Origin of the sequence: Neorhizobium sp. T25_13 (genome assembly GCF_002968675.1) — a bacterium.
GTDB classification, from domain to species: Bacteria; Pseudomonadota; Alphaproteobacteria; order Rhizobiales; family Rhizobiaceae; genus Neorhizobium; species Neorhizobium tomejilense.
Genome location: NZ_PVBI01000007.1, coordinates 268736 through 286004, shown reverse-complemented (window position 1 = coordinate 286004; position 17269 = coordinate 268736). Strand labels below are relative to the sequence as shown.

The 17269-nt window shown below is 57.9% G+C and carries 16 protein-coding genes and 1 pseudogene; 6 read left to right on the top strand and 11 right to left on the bottom strand.

Going from position 1 to position 17269, the window contains the following annotated elements; translation table 11 throughout:
* Nucleotides 1-62: 62 nt before the first annotated feature.
* Both C5J22_RS18635 and C5J22_RS18630 read right to left on the bottom strand, forming a co-directional pair.
* On the bottom strand, nucleotides 63-683 hold the full coding sequence (locus C5J22_RS18635) for a cyclodeaminase/cyclohydrolase family protein (RefSeq protein ID WP_105439409.1): 621 nt from the start codon (nucleotides 681-683) through the stop codon (nucleotides 63-65).
* 455 nt (nucleotides 684-1138) lie between these two features.
* Nucleotides 1139-1927, bottom strand: coding sequence for a DUF2243 domain-containing protein (locus C5J22_RS18630; protein WP_172746693.1), 789 nt, complete (start codon nucleotides 1925-1927; stop codon nucleotides 1139-1141).
* 829 nt (nucleotides 1928-2756) lie between these two features.
* On the opposite strand from C5J22_RS18630, the gene C5J22_RS18625 reads away from it, so the two are divergent.
* Entirely contained in the window at nucleotides 2757-3674 is a 918-nt protein-coding gene (locus tag C5J22_RS18625) for a hypothetical protein (protein WP_105439407.1), read from the top strand.
* A 480-nt stretch (nucleotides 3675-4154) separates the two neighbouring features.
* Here the strand turns inward: C5J22_RS18625 and C5J22_RS18620 are convergent, their stop codons facing one another.
* Nucleotides 4155-4562 (bottom strand): cupin domain-containing protein, encoded by a 408-nt coding sequence (locus C5J22_RS18620; RefSeq protein ID WP_172723925.1) that lies wholly within the window; start codon nucleotides 4560-4562, stop codon nucleotides 4155-4157.
* Between the two features lie 98 nt (nucleotides 4563-4660).
* On the opposite strand from C5J22_RS18620, the gene C5J22_RS18615 reads away from it, so the two are divergent.
* Nucleotides 4661-5554: a LysR family transcriptional regulator gene (locus tag C5J22_RS18615; protein ID WP_105439406.1), complete on the top strand. Its 894-nt coding sequence runs from the start codon at nucleotides 4661-4663 to the stop codon at nucleotides 5552-5554.
* 235 nt (nucleotides 5555-5789) lie between these two features.
* Here C5J22_RS18615 and C5J22_RS18610 read toward each other — a convergent pair whose 3' ends face one another.
* Nucleotides 5790-6008 carry a hypothetical protein gene (locus C5J22_RS18610; RefSeq protein WP_105439405.1) on the bottom strand — a complete coding sequence of 73 codons (219 nt, stop codon included), beginning with the start codon at nucleotides 6006-6008 and terminating at the stop codon, nucleotides 5790-5792.
* A gap of 85 nt (nucleotides 6009-6093) precedes the next feature.
* Here C5J22_RS18610 and C5J22_RS18605 point away from each other — a divergent pair, with 85 nt between their 5' ends.
* Nucleotides 6094-6711, top strand: a complete 618-nt coding sequence (locus C5J22_RS18605; protein WP_105439404.1) for a TetR/AcrR family transcriptional regulator — start codon at nucleotides 6094-6096, stop codon at nucleotides 6709-6711.
* A 35-nt stretch (nucleotides 6712-6746) separates the two neighbouring features.
* Here C5J22_RS18605 and C5J22_RS18600 read toward each other — a convergent pair whose 3' ends face one another.
* Entirely contained in the window at nucleotides 6747-7073 is a 327-nt protein-coding gene (locus C5J22_RS18600; RefSeq protein ID WP_105402509.1) for an isochorismatase family protein, read from the bottom strand.
* Nucleotides 7074-7101: 28 nt separating this feature from the next.
* Between C5J22_RS18600 and C5J22_RS18595 the strand changes: the two genes are divergently transcribed.
* Nucleotides 7102-8106: a GlxA family transcriptional regulator gene (locus tag C5J22_RS18595; RefSeq protein ID WP_105439403.1), complete on the top strand. Its 1005-nt coding sequence runs from the start codon at nucleotides 7102-7104 to the stop codon at nucleotides 8104-8106.
* A 44-nt stretch (nucleotides 8107-8150) separates the two neighbouring features.
* Here C5J22_RS18595 and C5J22_RS18590 read toward each other — a convergent pair whose 3' ends face one another.
* The 4 genes and pseudogenes from C5J22_RS18590 to C5J22_RS18575 form a co-directional block, all read right to left on the bottom strand.
* The gene (locus C5J22_RS18590) at nucleotides 8151-9404 is read right to left on the bottom strand and encodes a cation:proton antiporter (RefSeq protein ID WP_371412642.1); all 1254 of its coding nucleotides are present in this window, start codon (nucleotides 9402-9404) and stop codon (nucleotides 8151-8153) included.
* A 72-nt stretch (nucleotides 9405-9476) separates the two neighbouring features.
* A pseudogene (locus C5J22_RS18585) lies at nucleotides 9477-10209 on the bottom strand (alpha/beta fold hydrolase).
* A 129-nt stretch (nucleotides 10210-10338) separates the two neighbouring features.
* The gene (locus C5J22_RS18580) at nucleotides 10339-10557 is read right to left on the bottom strand and encodes a hypothetical protein (protein WP_105439401.1); all 219 of its coding nucleotides are present in this window, start codon (nucleotides 10555-10557) and stop codon (nucleotides 10339-10341) included.
* Nucleotides 10554-10856 (bottom strand): hypothetical protein, encoded by a 303-nt coding sequence (locus C5J22_RS18575; protein WP_105439400.1) that lies wholly within the window; start codon nucleotides 10854-10856, stop codon nucleotides 10554-10556. Before C5J22_RS18575 ends, C5J22_RS18580 begins: the two co-directional genes overlap by 4 nt.
* A 786-nt stretch (nucleotides 10857-11642) precedes the next feature.
* On the opposite strand from C5J22_RS18575, the gene C5J22_RS18570 reads away from it, so the two are divergent.
* Nucleotides 11643-12002: a response regulator gene (locus C5J22_RS18570; protein ID WP_105418119.1), complete on the top strand. Its 360-nt coding sequence runs from the start codon at nucleotides 11643-11645 to the stop codon at nucleotides 12000-12002.
* A gap of 87 nt (nucleotides 12003-12089) precedes the next feature.
* Entirely contained in the window at nucleotides 12090-13163 is a 1074-nt protein-coding gene (locus C5J22_RS18565) for a sensor histidine kinase (protein ID WP_105418117.1), read from the top strand.
* A 271-nt stretch (nucleotides 13164-13434) separates the two neighbouring features.
* Here the strand turns inward: C5J22_RS18565 and C5J22_RS18560 are convergent, their stop codons facing one another.
* Both C5J22_RS18560 and C5J22_RS18555 read right to left on the bottom strand, forming a co-directional pair.
* Complete coding sequence (locus C5J22_RS18560; RefSeq protein WP_105439399.1) at nucleotides 13435-14424, bottom strand: TIGR03885 family FMN-dependent LLM class oxidoreductase; 990 nt, start codon at nucleotides 14422-14424, stop codon at nucleotides 13435-13437.
* Complete coding sequence (locus C5J22_RS18555) at nucleotides 14421-16082, bottom strand: alpha-amylase family protein (protein ID WP_105439398.1); 1662 nt, start codon at nucleotides 16080-16082, stop codon at nucleotides 14421-14423. Before C5J22_RS18555 ends, C5J22_RS18560 begins: the two co-directional genes overlap by 4 nt.
* Nucleotides 16083-17269: the final 1187 nt, after the last annotated feature.

Below are 17269 nucleotides of genomic sequence, written 5' to 3'. Positions count from 1 at the left end.
CCCGGCAACCGCCCTATGAGATCGGCGGTCTCAGTCGGCCGATCCGGCGGTTCATTTTTGCCTTAGTATTGGAAGCCCTGTAGCGCGGCTGCTCTTTTAAGGCCAGCGAATGCGGTGTCGCGGCGCGCAGCAAGCTCTGCCCGCTTCCCCGCCGTATGTTGGCGCATATCGGCCATGCGGTCGGGCTCCAGGTTGATTTTCACGGCCATGATTATACCGGTAAAGGAGGCATTGAGGATTGCGGCTCCGGCGTGGAGATCGCTCGCGACCGAGTGATCCACCAAGGAGGATATCTCGTTCAGGTGTTCTAGCGCCTCGACGATCAGACGGGCTGCATCGAGAGGTTGGGCAGTTGCGCCGGATTCCGCTTTGCGGACAGCGGAAACATCAGCTTGCTTGCCTTCCACGGCGCAGCGGTCCCGCAAAACCTCCATGTAGTTCAAGAAGTTGCTGCGGTCTTGTTCTGCTGCTTGCAAGAGATCGCACGACAGTCGATCGATTTTTTCCACGGCCGCGCGCAAACAGGGATCGTTTATGGGATGATTGGAGACAAGGATGGCCATTTTTGCCATCGACAGTCCCATCAACCCCGCGAGGATTGACGCAGTACTGCCAGGGATGTCGGGGGAGCGTTTTCCGGTTGACCCAAGGATATCGTCAAGCGTGCGCTCTGTTTGTTTCATCAGAGCCTAGCCTGCCCCTCCAACAGGTGTGTTGACCTTGCCCGTTCCATTGCAGTCGGAACATCGCGCCCCACCGACCTGGCCTTTGCCGCTGCATTTCCGACATATATTTTCGGCGGACAACGGGGTTGTGGCGGGTACCTGGTCGGAGTTTCTCCGCTCGTTTCCGGTTTTTTCCAAAGCAAGTCCCTTTCAATCATTTTGGCTCCCGGTCGGGGCATTGACGCTTCTGACCCTCGATGCTGGGCCGGCGTGGCACTCGGTGCCGCACCGCTGCTTCGCGAACGCCGTTCTGCGTCTCGGCGAATAACCAGCCTGCGCGTCAGGAAATGAACTGCAAAAGTGCCGCTTGGTTCCTGTGGGGCCGCTGATTTCGCGCTGAGGTGATTTCGCTTGCTTAAGCAGCTATCTAAATCCGCACCGTCGCCTTTTGCCCTTCTTCGACGGATGGCTTGCTAAGTGGAGGGCGCGGGAGTGGCGCTGAAGCATCCCATGCCGAACACCGAACCACTGACGTAGAGGGCGCCGTAACGGTAGAAGGACCATCCGTCGAAACTGCTTTTTAAGGCGATCGCCCACACGTCGCCATCAGCGTTGCTCCACAAAATCTGACCATTGGCATTTTCCACGGCGGCGAGAACCGCGGCCGGGCTGATGCCCTGCTTGAATACGACCGTCACCGGTCGCGGATTTGACCACGGGGACGCAGCGACAGCGCCCGCCGCGAAAGCGATGATCCCGACGCTCGAGGCTACCGTGTTGCTCAGGCGGCGGCGGCCACCAAATCGGTCGAAGGTTATGCCGAGGCCCGCGCACACCAGACCGAGGACAAAGAACGCCAAGTCCCACAACAGCCATTTTCGGCTGTCCTCCTTGATGTGATGCAGACCCAGGAGCCAATGGTTCAGGACGGCATCGGTCAGATGCCAGACGCCGAATCCGAACAGCAACGCTGAAGCGAACCGCTTTCCGGATCCGTCCGAGGCGAATTCATAGCGACCGCGCCAGAGTAACCACAGCCCAACAAGTCCGATGCCGTACATTGCGGCGTGGAAAGCCCCGTCCGTCAGCATCCGAAACCGGATGTCTTGATAAACCTGGCCATCGAGTGAGCTGAAGAGGCTATGCCACTGCAGGATTTGGTGGAGGAGGATCCCATCGAAAAACCCGGCCAAGGCGAGGCCGATGAAGAAGCCGGCAGGCCCGCAGCTGCGCCGCAACGATCGAAAGATGTGGTTCAGCACTACGCGCTCCAAAAACAATGTTAGGCGCGAACAATCCATGTCGGCGACAGTTCCATCTTAGAGCGTTTGCGACGCAGAGGCGCTCCGCGCGCCCAGTGCGGTCATCCTCTATCTTGCGAGAGACAACGTTGTTCAACCGAGGAGTTAGAGCCGGAGGTGTCTAGTTGTTTGCGGGCGGCGCGACAGCAGGTGGAGGGTTCGAGGCCGGGGCACCCGAGTTTGGCTGGCTTGGGCCGCGCATCATAAATGCCGCGAGCAAGATTATCACGACCACGCCAAGGAGGCCGATCATCGCATTTTTCCGCATCTGACTGGCCTCAATTTAAAGCAAGCCAGACGGCGCCAGCGATAAGGCAGCCGAGCGCAACGGTCTGCAAGATGTAGAACAGGAATTCGTGCCGGTGGGGCGGGCTGCGGTGCATTCTGATCTCCTCCTGCAGATCAAACCATCACGCGCATCCAAAGTTCCGGCGGCCCAGTGTAGACGGGACGGTGCCATCGTGGCCAAGGTTTTACCGACAGAAATCGCCTAGCCACCTTGCGGGCGCCGCCGAGCCCATCGAGGTAACCATTTTACACTCGCTGCATTCTCGGCGGTGGCACCGATGTCAAGATCTTCCGAATTTTGGGACCTGATGTTTTGGACAAGCCTTGCCCTGGGGCCAAAAAATTTACCGCCGTATCGCGCGCGACTGCTTTTCAGCCGGCTGCGGAATATTCCACGAGCCGACCTCTGCTTTTGCCTTGGCTCAGGTTTGGAAGGCGAAGGTAGGGAGATCATTGTCGCGTAGCGGTGGAGTGAGACGGCTGGGACTGATAAGAAAGCGCAATGATCAACGCTACAGAGATACGAGCGCTCGACGTCTCCCCGAAAGTGCCGACCGCGCGGCCCTCCTATATCAGCGCTGCAAGCGGGCTCGTCTGCGTCTGCTCGACCATGTATGTGGTTGCTGATGACGAACTTCACCTCGGCGTGTTTTCAAAGGATACGTCCGAACCTGGCCATCTGATCCGACTGTTTACCGGTGAGCTGCCCAGCGGCAAGGCTGAGCGAAAACGGCAGAAGCCGGACCTTGAGGCGATCACCTTTGTTCCGGCTTTCGACCACCTTACGCATGGCGCGCTCCTGGTTATGGGATCGGCATCCAGGCCCAACCGCGGTCGCGGTGCGCTGCTGACACTCGACGCGCATGGTGCGGTCTGCGGTTCACCCCATGAATTGGACATGTCCCCGATTGTCGGTCCGCTTCTCCAAGCGTTCGATGAACTCAATATTGAAGGTGCGGTTATCGTTGGCAACGAGTTGCGCCTATTCCAGCGCGGCAACAAGCGACATGCCGACAACGCGATCATCCGCTATCCGCTGCGGCAAGTTCTCGGTGCCTTACAAAGTTCGCAAGCCGATGCCGTCGCGCCAGTCGCTATCGATCGGCTGGATCTTGGTCTTATCGAGGGAATTCCGCTCTGCTTCACCGACGCCGCAGTTCTTCCCGGTGGAGAAATGGTGTTCTGCGCCGTGGCGGAAGATACTGACGACGCCTATCACGATGGGCGCTGCGTCGGGGCTACGATTGGTATCGCAGACAACGACGGGCATCTGCTCTCCCTTCACCTGCTTGACCGGCCATACAAGGTGGAGGGCATCAGCGCACGGCTTGAAAAGGACAGGCTGGAACTTCTCCTTGTTACGGATGCGGACGACAACTCGATACCGGCAAAACTGTTGTCTGCATCCATTGCGAAATAGAGCAGGGCTGTTGCGGTCGTGCAATTATTGCGAGTCGATAGCTCGCGAGCGGCGAGACGTATTCCCAAATCGGTGCCTTGGTGCAGCGCCTACTCGGTGGCTAAGACAAGGCCGAGCGCCAAAGCATAGAGCGGAACAATCCAAAGCAAGGTGGAAAAATCCGAAGAACTAGAACCTCCGCGCTCGTTTCGGGACGGGGAGAAATATCATTTGGATAGGCAACAGGTAATCCTTGCAATCCCTTGTGCCGGAGCTTCGACTTCGGTGGAAAGCTTGGTGGAAGCATGGGGGGCGGGTCTTAGAGGCGCGCAGTATTTGGTCTCAAGGAAATCTGGACCGGCAAGTTTCAGCGGCAGATCGCGAATAGCAACTTGATGGCTGCCCTGATCGAAGCCGGCGGGGGTCGCGAGGGCATATTCGTGGGGAGCGAACAATCTAACGTGGGGACGGGGTTTGCCCTCGCGACTTCAAGCTCGGCAATCAGACCGGATCGGCAAACGGCGTTTCGGGGTCGCTGATGTAGAACAGAACCATAACCGCCGGACTGTCGGAACTGAGATTCCGGCCCGTCATTCTCACGCCCGAGGGTTCGACGAAAACTTCACCTGCTCCGATAGGGATCGGGTCGTGGCCGTCCAGCTCGAGGGTAAAGACCCCCTCGAGCATGTAGACGGTGACTGGAAAACGATGGGAGTGGTACGGGGTGCTGTCGCCGGGCTCGAGCCTGGCGATGATCACCCGAATTTCCTGAATGCCCCCGGTCGGGAGTGCATCCGTCAACTGCTTGTGGAGGACCGTGAGTTTCGCCACACCGGTGATCCCGGCGGAGGTGGTCACCCCCAGCTGTGTTCCGGCAATTGCTTTGTCAACGTCCATAACCTTGTGCATCGCGTGTCTCCCTGAGTGTGAGACAAATCTACGCCTGATCCCAGGATACCGGGAGCCGCAGACTTGCAAAGGCTCGCCGCAAAAGCGCATAACGAAACATGTTCGACTGGAACGATCTCAAATACTTTCTTGCCGTGGCCCGTCATGGCAGCACGACGGCTGCCGCCAAGGCAACCGGAGTCAACCAGTCAACGGTGCAGCGCCGAATGGTCGAACTCGAACGCCAGATAGGGCAGCCTCTCGTCCACAGGCACGCCAGCGGCTACCAGCTCACGGAGTTCGGGCAGCTGCTTCTGCCGAAGGCGCAAGAGTTGGAGCAGGCGGCGCTCGCGATCGAGCGGCAGACACGGCTTTATGTCAGCGAATTGAGCGGCGTTGTCCGGTTGACCTGTCCCGAGCCGCTGGTGTCACGCATCAACGGATCGCAACTACTGGAGCAGTTTCAACTGCAATATCCGGAAATTCGCGTGGAGTTCGTGATGAGCGATGGCTATCTCGATCTTTCAAAAGGAGAGGCCGATGTCGCCTTGCGCTCGGGCGAACCTTCAGATGAAAATCTTGTAGGCAGGAAAATCGCCGACTCGATCTGGGCGGTCTATGCGAGCCGGACCTACGTCGAGCATCACGGCGCGCCGAATACCGCAGCAGACATTGGGCGACACGCCATTGTCGGATTCGACGGGGCGCTTGCCAACCATCGGGCTGCGAAATGGTTTGCGTCAGTGGCTCCAACTGCAAGAGTCGGCGCGCGGAACAACAGCGTTTTGGGGGTACTTCACGCGGTCAAGTCGGGATTGGGCGTAGCGCCGCTGCCCACCACAATTGCGGAAATGCATGATGACCTCGTGCAGGTGCTTCCTCCGGTAGAGGAATTGAACCGGGGCTGGTACCTTCTGGCTCATCCAGACATCCGGAAAACGCCGCGGGTTAGAGCCTTCTTCGAGTTCGTCAGCAATCATAATTCGCTGGTCCGCCCCATACTCATGGGCTAGGTTCACGGGATCCTGTTGGCCGGGCGACAGACGAGATGGAATAGCTATAGAGCTTCAAATCCTGAGTCTCGATGTTTTTCTCCGGTTCTCAAGATCGTTTTCATCGGTATCTCCACAGGCTGAATTCGTGCGTCCGCTAATTGAGAATTACCGTCATGTGTCGTGGTCCAGGGCCACAACCTCCATCTGAACGTTGGCAAATCCGGACATGAGTTCAGAGCCGCGCGAAAGGAAGCTAAATCGCGCAGCACGCTGCCCCAATGGGACGGTCGTTTCTCAGCGAAGCTCGGGTTACCGTGGCATCGAGGTCGCCGGGCTCACGCTTCAGCTCTTGCGATGCCCAAATCATCTCCTCTCGAAACTCGGCCGTCGACCATCCGTCCGCGCGAGCCAGTAAGAGGATCATCGGGTCGGAGAGGATTTGGTTGAGCGTCAGATCGTCATGTCGTGCCATTTTCAATCCTCTCCCGATCCTTGACTGAGCTATGGTGGGGTGTTACCAGTAAGTAACACCAGAACGTTACCGACCGGTCACACCCATGTCAAGTTCGAAATCTCCAGATAATGCCGCTGATCCTTCCTCTCCGACGGCCATTCCTCCCCGTGAGCGCATAGTGTCTTCAGCGGCGGACCTTTTTCGAAAATTCGGGATTCGAGGGATTGGCGTCGACGCCATTGCGGAGGCTGCCCAGACGAACAAGATGACGCTTTACCGAAAATTTGGTTCAAAGGACGAGCTTCTTTGCGCAACTCTGCGCCAGGTGACGCAACGGGCGGGGGCCATCTGGGACGAGCTGGAGAGAGAGTTCTCAGGAGACGCTGCCGCGCAGTTGAAGCGATGGGTCGAATTCCAGGTGGACCGTCTGGAACAGGAACCCGGCGGTTGCGATCTGGCGAACGCTGCCGTCGAGCTGCGTGATAGCGATCATCCAGCCCACGCGGTTGTTCAGGAATTTAAGACTTCCCAGCGCAACCGACTCGCGGCAGTGTGCGAGGCAGCCGGTTCGTCGAACCCAGAGCTGCTGGCGGACACGTTATCCCTTCTGCTTGAAGGCGCTCGCGTCAGCGTCCAGACAAGTGGGCCTGAAGGGTCGAGCAGACGGTTCAGGGAGTCGTGCGAGGCGACTATCGCGGCGTTTCATCGAAGTAGGGTTTGACGACAAGTTCTCGATCGCCGTCAACTCAGTATCGATTAGTTCGCCAGATATTCTTCGGTTGACACTACCCGCCCGTAACCAAAGGCCAGCGCGGACATGTACGCGGCGTGGACCTTGTCGGCGGACACGACTTCGCCTCTGAACTCCAGGTCGCGCTCCGCTCCCTCCGTGCCCACGGCAAAGAAAGGGCCGTCGGCTGCGCTCTCGTGGCGAACATTGATGACGAGATCACCGGACCGGCGAGCGGCGTCGACGACGCGTGCTGCGTTTTCCAGTGCTGCATCTATTCCTACCAAAGGAAACCTTCCCGCCGCCAGATAGTCATTCTGCAGGTCAACAACGATGATTGCTCTCTTGCTCATAGGACGTCCTTTCAAAGAAGCGGGCGATATGGACGAACCAGTAGATTTTACGGAAATCGCAATTCTCGCCTACGAGGGCGCTCAAACTGCGGCTGTGCTGGGCATGACTGATTTGCTGACTGCCGCCGCAGGCATCGCCAGTCAGCAACATGGTGTCAGCGAGCCTGCCCTCGGTGTGAGCCATTGGACACGTGCAAACGGAGATGATGCGCCCGCGAGAGTGTTCTCTTTCGACCCTGCCGGACAAGCGGGCCATCCGACTGTAATCGTAGTCCCTCCGGGCCTGGGGGATCCCTTGCCGGAGACGGAGGCGCGGTACTACGCAGCTTGGCTTCGCTCCGAGCATTCGCGAGGAGTGGGCCTGTGCTCAATCTGCAAAGGCGCATTCTTGCTAGGGGAGACAGGGCTTCTCGCCGGCCGAACGGTGACGACCCACTGGACCTACGAGGAGAACTTCGTCGCGCGTTTTCCCGACGTCAACCTGAACACCGACCGTCTAATCATCGACGATGGAGACATACTAACAGCTGGCGGCGTAATGGCCTGGGTCGATCTTAGCCTAATACTGATCGAGCGGTTTCTCGGATCGATGATCATGCTCGAAACCGCGAGAGCTTTCCTTGTTGATCCGCCCGGCAGAGAACAAAGCTACTACAGCGCCTTTTCTCCTCGGCTCAACCATGGTGACAATGCAATCTTGAAGGTTCAGCACTGGCTTCAGGCCAGCGGCGGCAAGGAACTGAGCCTCGCTGGCTTGGCAGGCCATGCTGGGCTCGATCCGCGAACCTTCATGCGAAGATTCAAGAAGGCAACTGGTCATACAGCAGGCGAGTATATTCAGCGTTTGCGTATAGAATCGGCTCGTGACCTTCTCCAGTCTTCTCGCGAGCCGGTGGACGCCATTGCGTGGAAGGTCCACTACAGCGATCCCAGCTCCTTCCGGAAAATCTTCACCCGCATTATTGGTCTCACCCCCGCCGAATATCGTCAGCGTTTTCGCATGCGCTCGCCTCGGAACCTGGCTCGGGGTTGAAGGTGCCTCCGCTGTCCGAGCAATGCCTGTAGATAGACATGAGCTCAGTCAGCCTCCCGGCCGTGCCGCCGATCCAGCCAACGCATCGCTGGCGTGACAGTGAGCCCGTGCATTAGGATTGAGACAAAGACGACGAGCGAGAGGATGACCCACAACCGGTCGCCGTCCTCGAACCGCCCGTGATTGAGGCCATAGGCGAGATAATAGAATGAACCAACGCCCCGAATGCCGAAGAAGGCGATGGTGATTTTCTCAGGTAGCGTCGCGCGGACCCCGATAAGCGCCAGCAAGCCGGTTACGGGTCGAACGACCAGCAATATGAGCACGACGGCGACAATCTCTACCCAGCCGATACTGGACAGCAAGCCGTTGACGATAGCGCCGCCAAAAGCGAGCAGCAGGAGCATCATCGCGATGCGTTCGATCTGCTCGGTGATGTCGTGCATGTCGCGCTGGAAGTCGTGGTTGCGATGGGAGTTGCGCAGTGTCAACGCGGTAACGAAGACGGCGAAGAAGCCATAGCAGTGCAGCAGCTCGGACACACCATACGACACGAAGGTGGCTGCTATGGCCACCAATCCGTCGCCTGTCTTTGCCAGCGTATCGCCGGGCATCTTGAAGGTTGCCCAACCAAACACACGGCCGACAAGCCATCCACAGCCAACGCCAGCAATCGTCTCCCAGAACACATTCAAAGTCAGCCAGCGAGCGAACCAGGGCTCTCCTGTTGTGGCCGCAAGACTTAAAACAATGGCCAGATGCACGAAAGGAAACGCGAAGCCATCGTTCAGGCCAGCCTCTGACGTCAACGCGAAGCGAACAGTGTCTTCGCCCCCTTCCTGTGGGCCTGCAACCTGGATGTCGGCCGCAAGAACAGGATCGGTGGGCGCAAGGCTTGCTGCCAGCAGCAGCGCGGCCAGAACGCTTAGACCAAGGATTGTCGTCCCGATGACTGCTATCGCGATGATGCTCATCGGCATCGTGATCAATAACAGCCGCCAAGTGGTTCCCCACCCTCTGAATGAGAACCGGCGGTCAATCTTCAGGCCTGCGCCCATCAACGCAACAAGAACCACGAACTCCGTCAAACGTTCGGTGGCGTAGGGGTATGCGCCTGGAGATGGGTCCAACGTCACATACGGGGAGGTATAGATCAGGCCACCAATGGCCAGGCAGACGATTGGAAGCGAGAGCGGAAGTCGGCGGAGAGCCAGCGGCAGCCACGCCACCAATGCGATGAGAAGCCCCGCGCCTGTAAGCGCTACAGCATAAGGGTCTGGTTCCCAGCCGTGAATCACCAAGGGTTAGACCTATCTGCGCGTTGCATACGGCGCGACCGTTCGGCCGCAACCCAGCGGGCCGTGAAACGGTTACTTGGGGGCGGCATCAAGACGTTGCTTCAACAGCCAGTCCCATAGTTCCGGATCGCTTAAAGCTGCCGTTTCGATATTCGAATGGTCCACGCCTTCCAGGACACTAAGTCGAGCGTCACGTTTCAGCGCCTTGAGGCGTTCGTACATGATGACGGAATCTGATAGGAGGATGACGTCGTCGTCTGTCCCGTGGAAGACCCAGAAGGCAGCCTTCTCATTGGTCCTGCTGAGATAGTGACGATTGCCACCACCTGCAATCGGAACCACTGCGGCAAACTTGTTCGGAAACTGTTCTGCCATGGCCCAAGCCCCAAAGCCGCCCCGACTGTAGCCGACGACGTAGATACGGGAGCGGTCAACCCGGTACTTTGAGATGACCTCCTCAAGTGCCGCTTCTACCTTTTCGATGGGGTAGAGCGAGTTCCTCGCTCGGGTTTTGAGGCGAGAAGACCAGGAACGGGAACTGCTTGCCGTCTTCGATCAGTTTCGGCATGCCGCTCGATTTGACCTTCTCGATATCGCCTCCACCTTGGTCACCTCCGTGAAGCCATACGACGAGCGGGTAGGAGTCGTTGGACGTCTCATATCCGTTCGGCGTGTACATCAGATACTTGAGGTCGTTTTTCACGGTTGCCGTCGATGTCATCGCCATCTGATCAGCATGTGCCGCGCCAGGTGTGCACATTCCCAACGCGGCGACCAATGCCGCAGACAAAATCCTTCGCGTCATCCGTTCAATTCCTCCGTAACTGTTAACTAATGGTCGCACCTGAAGACTCGGCGGCTTTTCCGGACTCCGGCAACTGACCGGAAAGGCCAGGTGGGAGGTCGACAATGCTGCCGACAACGGGGCTCGCCGTTACCCTGGGTTCATGTTCGGGAGGTTCGTCTCGACCTCTCTACGTTCGCTTTCCGGCAAACTGTCGATCTTGTCACGCCAGAAGGCTGCTGCCTCGTCCGGTTCGACATCCCACAGCCTGGTATCGACGATGTTGTCATCGAGCTTGCCCCGGCGCTTGCCACCAAGCCAAACAAATTCTTCAGCAAGGCGAGCGGCTTCCGCCGAGGGTCCCGTCATCTTACAATCCCGTAAACAAATCCGACGATTGCCGCCAAGGCTACCGACGCTATCGGCTGAAGGCGAATCTGATACTCCACTTCCTCACGCAGTGTACGTGGGACACCGGCAACGGCTGGTGACGGTGAGATGATTGGACGGTGACGCACTGCCCTCTGCAGTGTCCGAAGCTCGGCCTGAAGCTCTTCGAGTTCCTTGCGCTGCTCGTAGGCAGGAGATGTTCCCGCCTGCGTTCCCATACTTTCATCGACTTCGTTTGAGGAGGCGGTGACGATTGTCTTATCGGAGGTGCTAGCCATTTCGAACCCTTCCTGCGCGTTGCTTGGAGAACGGGGCTTCGAGCGGAGAGTTCCGGGGACGGAACGCTTCTTCATATAAGGACGGATTGGTGCTTACCCCGGATGTGGCTCCCCGCGATCGGAAAACATTCACGACCGCCTATAATGGAACAGAGAGGGATGCCGTTTCGATTGAAGAGCCCATTCGATCTCGATAGCAGTTATACACGCTGGCGACGGGATCGATCGGCTCAAGCAGCCCTCAGGTAGGGGTTAGGCAGATAAGTCAGAACTGCCCGATTTGCCTTCATTTCTGGTCGAGCCGGGTTCGCATCCAGGGCGAACTTGGTCACCTTGACGGTCTAGTCCGCCGTGACCCTATCCGCAACCCGAGCCATGGACTCACCATCGCCCGGGTCGTCCTGAAGACCTGCCTGTGTTTGACGCTCTGACGGGGCGGTCCTCATCGTTGACGGCTTATGGGCACGCAACAAAGCGGACATTTGTGTCGTGACAGAAGGTATCGAAACGGAGTCACAACCCAGCCGGCTTTCCCTCATTTGGTAGATGGGGCAAATGGATGCGAACCCTTCGGCAATCACTCCGGGCTCGGCCTTTGAAGAAGTTAAAGTCACAACACGGTGAGCGCCCCTGCGGCAATCAAAGCTGAATTGCTTTCCGCCGGCGATCACGCAATGACGGTTACCTCGCACGTCCCGTTGAGCTAAACGCTGTTGCAGTCGAACAGGAACATGTTGCTCCGCCAGAGAGTTTGCTTGCGTGACACAGATCAGATCGGTGCAAATAATGCCGCGGACGACCATACTGGTGATCGAAGATGAGCCATTGATACGCATGGCGATAGCGGACGATTTGCGCGACGCCGGCTTCCACACCCTGGAGGCAGCAAATGCTGACGATGCCCTTGGTATTCTTTCTACCGAGGCATCGATCGGCGCGATCTTCACCGACATCGATCTGCATGGCGAGTTGGACGGGTTGACTCTTGCCTGGATTGTCAAGGATCGGTGGCCGCCGATCGGGATCATCATAACATCCGGAAAGCGGCGGGTAGAACGGGACCAGATGCCGGACCAGTCGCTTTTCTTTCCGAAGCCCTATGCCCATCGAGCAATCATTGCGGCATTGGCGCGGCTAGTGTCGTAAGCCGCCGATCGTTGTGCGATAAATCCCCTAGCCCTTTCTTTTGATGGCGTGTTATGGACTCCCGCTGCCCGACACTGCGGATACTCCATGACAAAGCCCGACGATCCGAACCCGCCGTCTCCGACCCCTTCCGATCTCCCGCATCTCGCGGAAGCGCTCGACGACAACCGGTTTCGGCAGTTTCTCGATCACGTCCCTTTCGCGGTCGCGGTCGCGGAACTTGGTCACAATGAAACCCTCATCTATGGAAACATCGAATTCGAACGCCTGACCGGAATTTCGGCTGAACAGCTGCAAGGGAAAACCTGGTCTGTCCTTCCCCCGGCTGCCCCCCTTGCAAATGGACCGGAACTCGCTGAGGCTTTGCTTGAAACCGAAGAATACCTCGGTGCTTTCAGCCTCCCGGGCGCCGCGGAAAATAGGGTCGTCGACGCCTGGTCGAATACGATAGTCGATGACGCCGGCCAGCCTCTCTTTCGGCTGTTGGCGATGTCGGCGCGCGAACGCTCCGAGGACCAAGCCGCCATGACCGAGGCGCTGGCGGAAAAGGATGTTTTGCTGAAAGAACTTCAGCATCGTGTCAAGAACAACCTGCAGATGATCACGGCGTTGATCCGGATGGAGGCGCGAAACGCACAGCGTCTCGAAGAGAGTGAACGCTTTCATGGGCTGGCGGGGCGGATCGAGGCGCTGTCGATCCTGTACCGGTCACTCTATGCCGGCAACGACACCGAAACCGTCGATCTCGGAACTTATGTCAGCCAGATAGCTTCATCGGTGATGGCGGTCCATGCGGTCGAGGGTATTCGCCTGGACATGAAGGTCGATACGTGGCCGGTCTCGGTCAATGTCGCCATGCCGGTAGGCCTTGTTGTCAATGAGCTCATGACAAATGCCCTGAAACACGCTTTCAGTGGTCGTGACGGCGGTGAGATCAAGGTGCGCTGCACCGTCGATGATGAAGGCTGTAAGGTTCTCGTCGCTGACGATGGTGTTGGACTTTCGGATAAAGCCGATTGGCCGAGACGAGGCAAGCTCAGCGCCATGATTGTTCAGTCGGTTAAGCACAACGCGAATGCCGAGATAGAAGTAGATTCTGGACCCGGCAAGGGCATGGCGGTAACGATTGCGTTTAGACGGCGGGACGCTGTAGAGGCCTGACTAGGGCATCCTCCGTCCATCGCGGGTGCAGTGGACCACGCGGCGGTTCGCCATGCCGCGCGCTCTTCTAGCAGTTCATACGCTGCTCCTAAAGATATCATGATGCGCCTATTTCCAATCACCGCCGTCCCTGTCTTAGTCAAGGAAGCGGGCGAGAGCGCAAAGTCCGATCCACGCAGCGCAACCCTCATGTTCGAATCCGGACAGGAAGCGGCAACTGATCCCGCAGGACGTTCTGCCTTACTGAAGGACCCCGCTCGCGGGCGACCACTCATCTGCCAGTATCGCGTGTCCCGCTGAACTGGTTCAAGACGCTCTTCCCGAAAATATCGATGAATTCACGCTGATTGCGCCCGACATTGTGGATATAGATCTGTTCGAAACCCATGGCGATATCGGCCTCCAGCCACTCGACATGCTGCCGCAGATCGGCCGAGATGCGTGCATGCTTGTCCATGTCCTCGGGCCGCACATTCGCACAGGCACCGTCGAACTCCTCCGGCAACCGAAGCGTTTGCGACACGGCTGCAGACACAGCATTGCTTCGCCATTGATCGAAGGCGTTCGCCCGGGCCTCATCCTCGGAATCGGCATAGGATACATGGACCTGCAGGTAGAGCGGCTTTCCTATCCCGCCCCCTCTCCGGAAGGCATCGATGATGTCGCTGAGGCTTTCCCGCGGCTGGTTGATCGTGATCAGCGCATCTGCCCAGCGTCCCGCCCATTCCGCGGTCTCGGGCGACAAAGCGCCCGCCACGAGGCGAGGCAGCTCCCCGGGAAGAGTGTGAATTCGCGCCTCGTCCACCTTGATCGGACCATCTCGGTTGACAAGCTTGCCCGACCACAGATCGCGTATGATCCCGACTGCAGATTCCAGCCGTTCATTGCGCTCCCGTTTTGAAGGCCAGCGCTCGCCGGTGACGTGCTCGTTCATTGCCTGGCCGCTGCCGACAGCCATCCATGGCAACCTTCCGGGAAACATCTCCGCAACCGTGGCGGCCGCTTGCGCCGTAATCGCGGGATGATAGCGCCAGCCCAAGGGAACGGTGATGATGCCGAATGGAATGGATTGCGTTGCCTGCAGCGCTGCACCCAGCCACGCCCATGCGAATCCCGATTGACCTTGCCGCTCGCTCCATGGTGTAAGGTGATCGGAGGACATCACCGCTTTGAAACCTGCGGCTTCCGCAGCCTGGACATAGGTGACGAGTTCGCTTGGCGAAAACTGCTCATGGGAAGCGTGATAGCCAATGATCGTCATGATCCGTTACCCTCCGAAATAAGCCAGCGATAAGCATAGGGCTCAAGTTCCAGGCGCGGATTCTTGGCGATGTCGAATTCAAAGTAACCAATCAGATCACGAAAATGTCTGGGCTGCATGCCGCCGAAATTGATTTCGACCCTGCTCGTTCGGCCAGCCAGATTGTGCACGAGCAACAGCAGGTCGCCCGCATCCTCAAAGCCGTGAACGAGAACTGCTGGATCGGTTGCGCCGAGCCTCACCGACCGTCCCTTCGCGAAAATCGGCTGGTTTCGACGAAGCCTGATGAACCGTCGAACCCTGTTCAACAGAGAATTGGGGTCGTTCTGCTGATCGGCTACATTCACTTTCCGGTAGCAAAACGGTCCGTCTGTCAGCACCGGCTGACAAAGCTTTCCGGAATTCGCGGTTGAGAATCCTCCATTTTTCCCACCCGACCACTGCATCGGTACCCGAACCGAATTCCGTCCGGTTTGAGAAAGATCCTCGCCGATACCGATCTCATCTCCATAAACGATAAGAGGCGGTCCCTTCAGCGAGAAAATGATGCTCAAGGCCAGTTCGATCCGGCGCTGCTCGCCATTCAGCATCGGGGCGACACGGCGCCGGATGCCACGTCCGAAGACCTGCATTTCTTCTTTCGAGGCGAAGGCTTCGAATACCGACTGCTTCAGATCAGAGGGGACGCGAGAAAAATCGAGTTCATCGAGATTGCGAAGGAAATTGACCCAATCGCAACCGGGTGGCGGCTCCGGAAGAAGGCTCAGCCCTTGGTTGATAGGGGCGGCTTCTTCTCTGGCAAACCCTGCGAACAGATAGCAGGCAAGCATGAAGTTGAGCAGAAGCTGGAGCTGCTCACCCTCACCAAAGAAGGAGTCGGATGCCTGCGGCGGAAGATTGACCTCTCCGAGAAGAACCCCACCCGGCCGGCGGTCCTGAACGTACGCCCCGATTTGCCTAAGAATGCCGTGCGGATCGCGGGGATTGGCGTGTTCAAGCCCCTTATCCGCAATGATGAGCGGAGCTGCATCCAGCCGAAACCCGCTGACGCCGAAGGCAATCCAATAATCCACAATGCGGAGGATTTCTTCGCGCACCTGGGGATTGGCGGCGTTCAGCTCCGGCTGAAATTCGTAGAAATTGTGAAAATAGTAGGCTCGCGCTACCTCGTCATAGGTCCAGAGACTATCCACCTCGCCGGGAAAGATTGACTTGGCGCCTGCTGCGACGGGCGGAGGGTCGCCGCTCCAGACGTAATAATCGCGATAGCGTGTCTTATCGTCTCGCCGGGCCGCCTGGAACCAAGGATGCTGATCGGAGGTGTGATTGACGACCAGATCGATGATGACGCGGATGCCGTGTTCTCCAGCGTTGTGCAGAAAGGCCAGGAAATCATCGAGCGATCCGACCTTGGGGTTGATGCTATAGAAATCGCTGACGTCGTAACCGTTGTCGCGGTCGGGGCTGCGGTAGAACGGCAGGAGCCAGATGCAGGTGATGCCAAGTTCGGAGAGATAAGTCACCTTCTCGGTGAGCCCTATGAAGTCACCGATACCATCACCATTTCCGTCGGCGAACTTCTCGACATCGACGCAGTAGATAACGGCTTCCTCATACCAGCTGTTGCCTCTGTCCGGCACGCCTCCGTCTCCTGTCATTTTCTTATCGAAAATGCTTAACGGCTGGGAGGTAGGCATGTTCCATGGGGACGTTCGCCCATGTCGATCAATGCCCTGCTCAGGCCCGGAGCCAAGGTGGCCAGAAAATGTTCTCCGCTCAGGCCTGTTCCCCAAGACAGAGGAATAATCGGGCTTCGGCGTCCGGCTATGGAGCAGTTCGCCCTGCTCCTTCAGAACCAAGTAGGCTGCTGCAGCAACCAGATCTGCTTGAGATCGCGGATCAGTCGAGATGCAGAGAACTCGTTTCCGCGGTCTCGATTTTGCCCTTCCGCAGCCGCGCGAAATGCGATTGGGCCGCTTCATGTTCAGCCCTTCTAAACCTGACCTCTCGTCAACGAGCATGCGCGCTGTCTGGTCATCCCGCTTCACGAACAATGCGGCCGTCGTCTGGAGATTGGTCAAAAGCCGGCCGAACAGACCGGATAACTCCGCCTGTCCCTCCTTCGAAAAGTTCAATTTCGTCTGAGCCGTTCGGCGAGATAGGTCCCAAATTTCCAAGAAATGCCCAGAGAATCCGGCCGGCCCCGCCATCGCCTGCATCGACGCAGCAATCGCGCTGGCAGAATTCCTGAGCCACTACCCGATCAACCAGGCGAAGGCGGGCGCATCCAAAGGATTCGTGGAGCTGCGCGGTATCGGACCGAAGTCGCAGAGCGCTGGGAAGCCTTGCGAAGCAAATAGCTGTGTCTAGAGCCGATTGGGTTTCAGACTCCTCACTCCGGCAGCAGCACTGGAGCCATCCTCTGAACGGCAGCGGACGATCGAATTTGTTTCTCTCATCCGTAGGCCACTGCTGGAGCGGTCATCATTTGAAGCAAGACCTTAGTCCGCATTGACTAGTAGTAGCATCTCCCCGATTTCGCGCTACTCGATCTTCGCGAAAAGCGTTGACGAGCCGGCGGCCGGGGGAGTGTGGACCCTTCGGTCGCCGATCCATTTTGGCGTTAGCCTGCACTCCAGCATCTTTAAGCAAAAGCGCCTTCGGCAACGACGCCCACGAGATCGGTTGACGAAGGCCGACGCTGGCTCGCATCAGCCAATCGGTCATTCAGTAGCTTAAGAAAGTGACGAGCGGGTCGACGGTTCGAGTCGGTTCAAGGCGGCCAGATCGTTGTTAGGAATCAAAACTGCACCGTTTTCTCTACGTTTGATTTCCGAGAGGTTTT